This window comes from Methanomethylovorans sp., from assembly GCF_050177135.1.
Taxonomy (GTDB): Archaea; Halobacteriota; Methanosarcinia; order Methanosarcinales; family Methanosarcinaceae; genus Methanomethylovorans.
In genome coordinates this window covers 1-6,167 of record NZ_JBFXHJ010000129.1, presented here as the reverse complement: position 1 = coordinate 6,167, position 6,167 = coordinate 1, and the positions used below count along the sequence as shown (strand labels likewise).

5 protein-coding genes and 1 pseudogene are annotated in these 6,167 nt (G+C 46.9%); all 6 read right to left on the bottom strand.

Annotation, left to right across the window (positions count from 1 at the left end; genetic code table 11):
- Positions 1-1,023: pseudogene (locus tag AB7U21_RS09595) on the bottom strand (hypothetical protein); the annotation flags it as partial.
- Positions 1,023-2,897, bottom strand: coding sequence for a DUF7408 domain-containing protein (locus tag AB7U21_RS09590; RefSeq protein WP_428388619.1), 1,875 nt, complete (start codon positions 2,895-2,897; stop codon positions 1,023-1,025). The pseudogene AB7U21_RS09595 and the gene AB7U21_RS09590, both read right to left, overlap by 1 nt.
- A 1-nt stretch (position 2,898) precedes the next feature.
- A complete protein-coding gene (locus AB7U21_RS09585) occupies positions 2,899-3,777 on the bottom strand; it encodes a DUF58 domain-containing protein (RefSeq protein ID WP_333788062.1) in 879 nt (292 codons plus the stop codon).
- A gap of 14 nt (positions 3,778-3,791) precedes the next feature.
- Positions 3,792-4,766: an AAA family ATPase gene (locus AB7U21_RS09580; RefSeq protein ID WP_428388617.1), complete on the bottom strand. Its 975-nt coding sequence runs from the start codon at positions 4,764-4,766 to the stop codon at positions 3,792-3,794.
- A gap of 49 nt (positions 4,767-4,815) precedes the next feature.
- A complete protein-coding gene (locus tag AB7U21_RS09575; RefSeq protein WP_428388615.1) occupies positions 4,816-5,706 on the bottom strand; it encodes a DUF7502 family protein in 891 nt (296 codons plus the stop codon).
- Positions 5,707-5,748: 42 nt separating this feature from the next.
- A partial coding sequence (locus tag AB7U21_RS09570; RefSeq protein WP_428388613.1) for a prephenate dehydratase occupies positions 5,749-6,167 on the bottom strand: 419 nt, incomplete at its 5' end.

Genomic DNA, 6,167 nt, shown 5'->3' with positions numbered 1-6,167 from the left:
CCCATAGTCGTAGGAACTATCGCCACCTACGACGTACAGACCATTGCCGGAGCTTACATAATCTTTCAGGGTCTGTACGTCTGATCCGGATAGAGCATTGATGTTCCTGTTGTCCAGAACCACGGCCTTTTTATTTTCGAGGTCAGTTAGCTGCGCATTAGTTGAGGTATCATACAGCTTAAGCAGTACGTTAGCCATAGGTGAACTGGTATCATCGGTAATGAGCTGTATCTTCGGTTTTGGCACGACATACACGGTCTTATAGAAAATGTTATTGATAGGCTGGATGTCCTCCCCTGCAGCTGTAACACTGGCAGTGATCTTATGGGCACCCAGGGAATCAAAGGTGTGCGTTACAAGTATTTCCCTCTGATCGCCCTCCTGATTATATGTCTTGCTGGGGTCCGGTAACAGCTTATCATCCACATACACCTCTATATCGTAGCTGATGGGAGCATTTCCAGCCTGCTGGACGATCATCTCGAACACGTATTCATTGTTCTGAACTGCTGTCTTCTCACCGTTTATGTGCAGGCTGACATCATTTACTTTCAATTCAGGGGTCACAGAGTAAACCGTGGTGCCTGTCTCCCTTGCAAATTCCAGGGCTTCTTCCAGACCCTGACCCTTGTTACTGTTGCCGTCGGAGACGAGAACTATCTGATTGTCTCCGCGGGCGTATTGCACAATGGCATCGCCCAGAGCTGTGCTCTCACCTGTAAGCTTCACAACGTTGGTGGGTGTGTTCGCTGCCAAAGACTCATAAAGGTCTGTCATGGTTTCCTGCTCGAAAAGCTCCATGCTTGAGGTTTCATCCGATATCAGCACTATATCAGGAGTTTCACTGCTTGATATCTTGCTCACCACATTGTAGGGAGATGCAAGAGCAATGACCAGCAATGCAAGTACGATCATCCGGGATATGATGAGACCTTTTTTGGCGCCTTTATGGATCAGATAGATGCCCGCTGCCAGTACCGGCACCATAAGCCACAGCATCTCCGGCTGCTGCAGGTTCAGCATCACAGCTCACCTCTCTTTTTGATAATATAAAGCTCCAGGATGACCAGAAGCAGTACCAATGCTATCATTATAGTGTCCAGGTAATTCTTAGATTCGTATGTTGTTGCCCTCACAACAGAAGGCTCATCCTTTGAGGAGGCTCTTTCCATGACATCAGTAGCATCAATGGTGGTATCAGATTCCTTATCGTTGTACAGGTTAACAGCAATGGTCCTGCCTGCCACTTCATATAGACCGGCGCTGCTGTAAAGCACTCTCTTTGTGTTCTCCGTTCCATCAGGAGTGGTTATTTGCTGTTCTTTTGCCAGGGTTGACACAGCTCCTGTTTTCAGATTATATTCGGAAATATCTCCTGAACCACCCAGCCACCCAACGAGCTTGAACCAGAATACAGGGAAATCAGGCAGATTGTGGAAGTTGTTCCAGGCCCCTTCTCCAAGCTGGTCACTGAACCCTACGTAGACAACCGTGCCTTCGCCAACCGTTCCAAAAGCCAGCATCGGAGTGCCTTTATCTGCTACAACTAGACTTGTAGTTCCCAACCTGGGAGTCGCATTCAGGTACTTATACACTGCTATCTCATCCAGGGCCAGATCATCAGTAAGCCTTGTGGACTGGTTCACCTTCATCTGCAGACCCCTTTCGGTCTCTATTATATTGGATGTTCTGACAGGCAGCAGTTTCTGCAGTTCCAGGTCTGCACCCTGTGCAGCAAGACTATCACTTGCGATGAATATGACCTTACCTCCGCCGTTAATGTACGATGAGAGCAACGATATCTCCCCGGATGAGTGGGACTGGTTGGCTTTGGCAACTACGACCACACTGAACCGTGCCAGGTCCTGTGGCACTCCTGTGGCTAACGTTGTCTGAATGCCCGGCATAAGGGACACTGAGGTCATAGATGGCAACAAGGACTGGTCAGATACGAACAGGACACGCTTGTTCGAGACCCTGGGTACTGATACATAGGCAGTATTATCCGCAGGCAAACTGTCATCCCTGTTTATTTTGATAGTGGTGATACCTGTACTCATGTTCGTAAGCACGAACTGTTGTGTGGACTTCGCTTTTACCGGCAGGTCGATGTTCTTGGTCACACTTTCACCGTCAGTGGTGGTGATCTCCACCGGCACGTTCTGGTCACTGCTGCCATAGTTCTTTAAAACACAATTATAGGTGTAGCCACTCTGCGTGGTTTCAAGCCTGCCCTGGATGATACCTATGTTATCTGCGGTATTGCCGATCTGCACGAATTCCACTTTAAGGCCGTATGATTCCGCCAGGTTCTTTGCAGAAACAGGATCTTCACCTTCCCAGTTTGTGAAATCCGAGATCACTATAAGCCTTCCACCGCCCTGGGACAGCATTCTCATACCCGTACCCATGGCAGCAGAGATGTCTGCTACTGTTGCACCAGGTTTAAGGGATGAAAGAGTTGCCTGTGCGGTGGTTGCGTCCTGGCCTTCAAGCAATGTCACAGGAATATTGTGGGCAAGCACTATGCTGTTCTTCTTGCTGACATAATCCTCTGCCTCATTAATGGCTTCCTGGAACCTGTTCTCGGTCTGCATGCTGGCAGACATATCCATCACCAGTACCGTATGCTCATCGCTCAGGGGTTCGTTCGTAATGATGTAAGGCGCAGCAGCCGCCAGGGCTAACAGAATGAGCACCAGTAGCTGTATAAGGAACAAAGGGTCTTTGATAAGTTTTGTGATGGAAGTGAAGAAGCGCTTTTTCTCTTCCACCTGCATGAGGAACATCACTGATGGTATTCTCACCATAAGAGGTTTTGGCCTAAGAAGGTAGAGAATGATAAGAGGAATGACGCTTGCCAGAGCCAGCAGAGCCAGGGGTGTCTCAAAGGCCATATCAGTGTCTCCTGTCTATGGTATAAAGGAAAGCTTCAAAGATGGGCACATCCGTAGTGAAAGCGTAATATTCCGCTCCCACATGGTAGCATGTATCCTTAATGCTGTTCATATGCTCCATCAATTTGCGCTGATAGTTTTCTTTGAAGCTGTCGCTTACGTAGGTTTTAAGGTCCTTCTCTGTTTCCAGGTCCATGAACTTTGTATGGCCGTGCACCTGAAGCTGGGCTTCTGTCCTGTCCAGCACCTGTACAAGGATAAGGTCATGGTCAGAGAAACGATATATAGCTGACCTGATAGAATCCAGGCTATCCATGAAATCCGATATGATTATCACAAGCGACCGGGAATGGATCGCGCGGCTGTATCTGACGATACATTCATGTATGTCTGTCTTACCCTGCAGCTTTGTGGTCTCAAGTCTTTCAAGTGTCTGAAAGAGGTATTTCTTTCCTCTGCGCGGCTCAGATATATCCACATCTTCAGAAAAGGTGGAAATGGCGAACTTGTCGTTGTCCTTTGTGACCATATATGCAAAGCCCATGGCAAGCATCAGGCCATATTCGAATTTGGTGGTATCTTTATCAGGATAGTCCATGCTCTTGCTGGCATCCAGCAGTATATGTGCCGTGAGGGACTTGTCCTCCTCGAACTGCCGCACATACAATTTTTCTGATCTGGCATAGACCTTCCAGTCAATGGACCTGGGCTCGTCCCCAGGATAGTATTCCCTGAACCCTACGGTATCTATACCTTTACCGCTGTTGATAGAACGACGGCTGCCGGCATATACGCTGGACACTCTTTTGTTCACCATGAAAGAGAAACGGTCAAGCTGCCGGAAAAAATCCGCATTTATAGTGTGTTTGCCGGGGTTCATGTCCTGCCTGATTTTTATTTGACCTGTGCAAGTATTCCCTTGATCATCTGGTCTGCAGTGATACCACGCCTCTCCGATTCGAAAGAAAGCCCGATCCTATGGCGAAGTATCGGATAGGCCATTGCCTCTATATCCTCTTCGCTGACATAATTCCTGCCTTTGATCAGAGCACGTGCCTTTGCGGTCAATATAAGACCTATAGACGCTCTGGGAGATGCACCGTATTCGATATGCTCGCTGTTCTGCCGTGTAGCCAGCACTATCTTCACAGCCCTGGACTTTAGCTGGTCGGAGATCGGCACTTCAGTAGTTAGCTTTTGCAGATCGAGCAATGTGCTCTTGTTCATAACTTTTCTGACCTGCGGAGTGTCCATTTTAGTATACCTGTCCACAATGCTGAGCTCCTGCTCGAATGTGGGGTAGTCCAGCAATATCTTCAGCAGGAACCTGTCCAGTTGTGCCTCAGGCAGCGGGAATGTACCTTCCATTTCAATGGGGTTCTGTGTAGCCAGGATAAAGAACGGCTTGTCGAGCAGGTAAGTGTCATTGGCTACAGTGATCTGTTTTTCCTGCATGGCCTCAAGCATTGCGGATTGTGTCTTGGGAGAGGCACGGTTGATCTCATCTGCCAGCACTATGTTGGCAAAGATAGGTCCTGCCTGGAACTTGAACGACTTGACACCGCCGTGTTCCTCGATAATGTTCGTTCCTGTGATATCCGCAGGCATCAGGTCCGGAGTACACTGTATCCTGCTAAAGCGCAGGTCCATGACCTTTGCTATCGTAGAAATGGTCAATGTCTTCCCAAGACCGGGATTGCTCTCCACCAAAGCATGCCCATTACAGAGCATAGCGATGATCATCTGTTCCACATATTCCTGTTGTCCCACTATGACCTTACCGATCTCGGCGAACAATGCATTGAACATCTCGCCGGCAAGCCGGTATGTCTGGGACAGATTTCCTGCGCTCATTTCACTGGAGTTCATCTCTGGTCTCCTTTACATTCATGGATCAATAGTACGATTCTGTCTGCCATTATTTTCCTGCCATTTCCTCAAAGTACTGTTTGATAATGCTTTCATAACCTTCCGGCAGTTCCTCGGAATAGATCGACGAAGATATTACACTAATTTCGTATGCATAAGATGGAAGGAAATCCTCAGGTGTGGTATTGGCCTGTTCACCTGGGGTAAAACCTGTGCCTGTGCCAGGCGGAAGCGTCAGATCGACCTGTTTTCCTTCAACGATCACAACCGATGGTTCACCTAAAAGATCTTCTGAAGACTGGTTGCCTGATTCATCCGATGTCTCTTCCATTACGGCCAGATCCGAACCATCGTCTTCGTTTTCAGGTAACAAGGGATCTAAGAGATCTTTGAGATCCTCAGGTGTGGAAGAGATGCGATATTCGCTCACGCTGACATAAGTAAGCAAAGAAATAGCGATAAGCAAAGAGAAGAGGCCAATATACATTCTTTTCTTGTTGAGGAATGTGGCAGGAACCACATTTGTGGATGCACGTATCACATTTTCCCGGAGGTCTGCAACTATGATATTATCAACTTCACGATTATCGTATGCAGTACTGAGTCTCTCGTTAAGCGCCGGGTATTTTTCTTCAACAACGTCTATTGTATCTCTTTTGTCATCCCTGATATGCAATATGAAAGTCAGCAGAAGTCCGAAGGCCAACGACAGAAAGAACAAGAATATCCTAGGATATGAAAGACTTGCACCAAGAACACTTATCGATGCAGTGGAATAGACTTCAAGTGCAGGAAACATCCCAAAGACCATTTCCATATTAGTGATCAGCAAAATGGCATATGATAGGAATGTTATGGAAATGATATCAAGCAGTTTATATAAACGCCTGTATTTTTTAATAGTTGTATCTATGTTCCTAATGAAGTCTTCTACCTTCATAGCAATGCACTTGTCCTGTATACCCATGTCCCCTATGTTATTTCACATCATCTCATAGGAGCCAAGCACTTTCATCATCCCTGCTTTCGGCAGAATGCTATTTAAAGCATCTTTTATAATAGTATCGCTGATATTTCCTGCGAAGTCTATGTAAAAGACATAATCTCCCAGGATGCGCTTTGAAGGCCTGGATTCTATACGCGTAAGATTGATCTTTCGGATAGCGAATTCTCCCAGCAGGTCATATAATGCTCCTGGCCTGTCCCTGTCAAGGTACACTATGATAGATGTTCTGTAAGGAAGATCGCTCTTTGCGGTGTCATCGGGTTCTTTTACACTTCCTTTTGGAGTCTTCCAGGCAAGATCATCATCTTCATGTTTTTTCCTGAATACTATGAAACGTGTATGATTGCTGTTACAGTCCTGAATATTGCAGAGCAGTAAGTTCAGTCCGTACATAG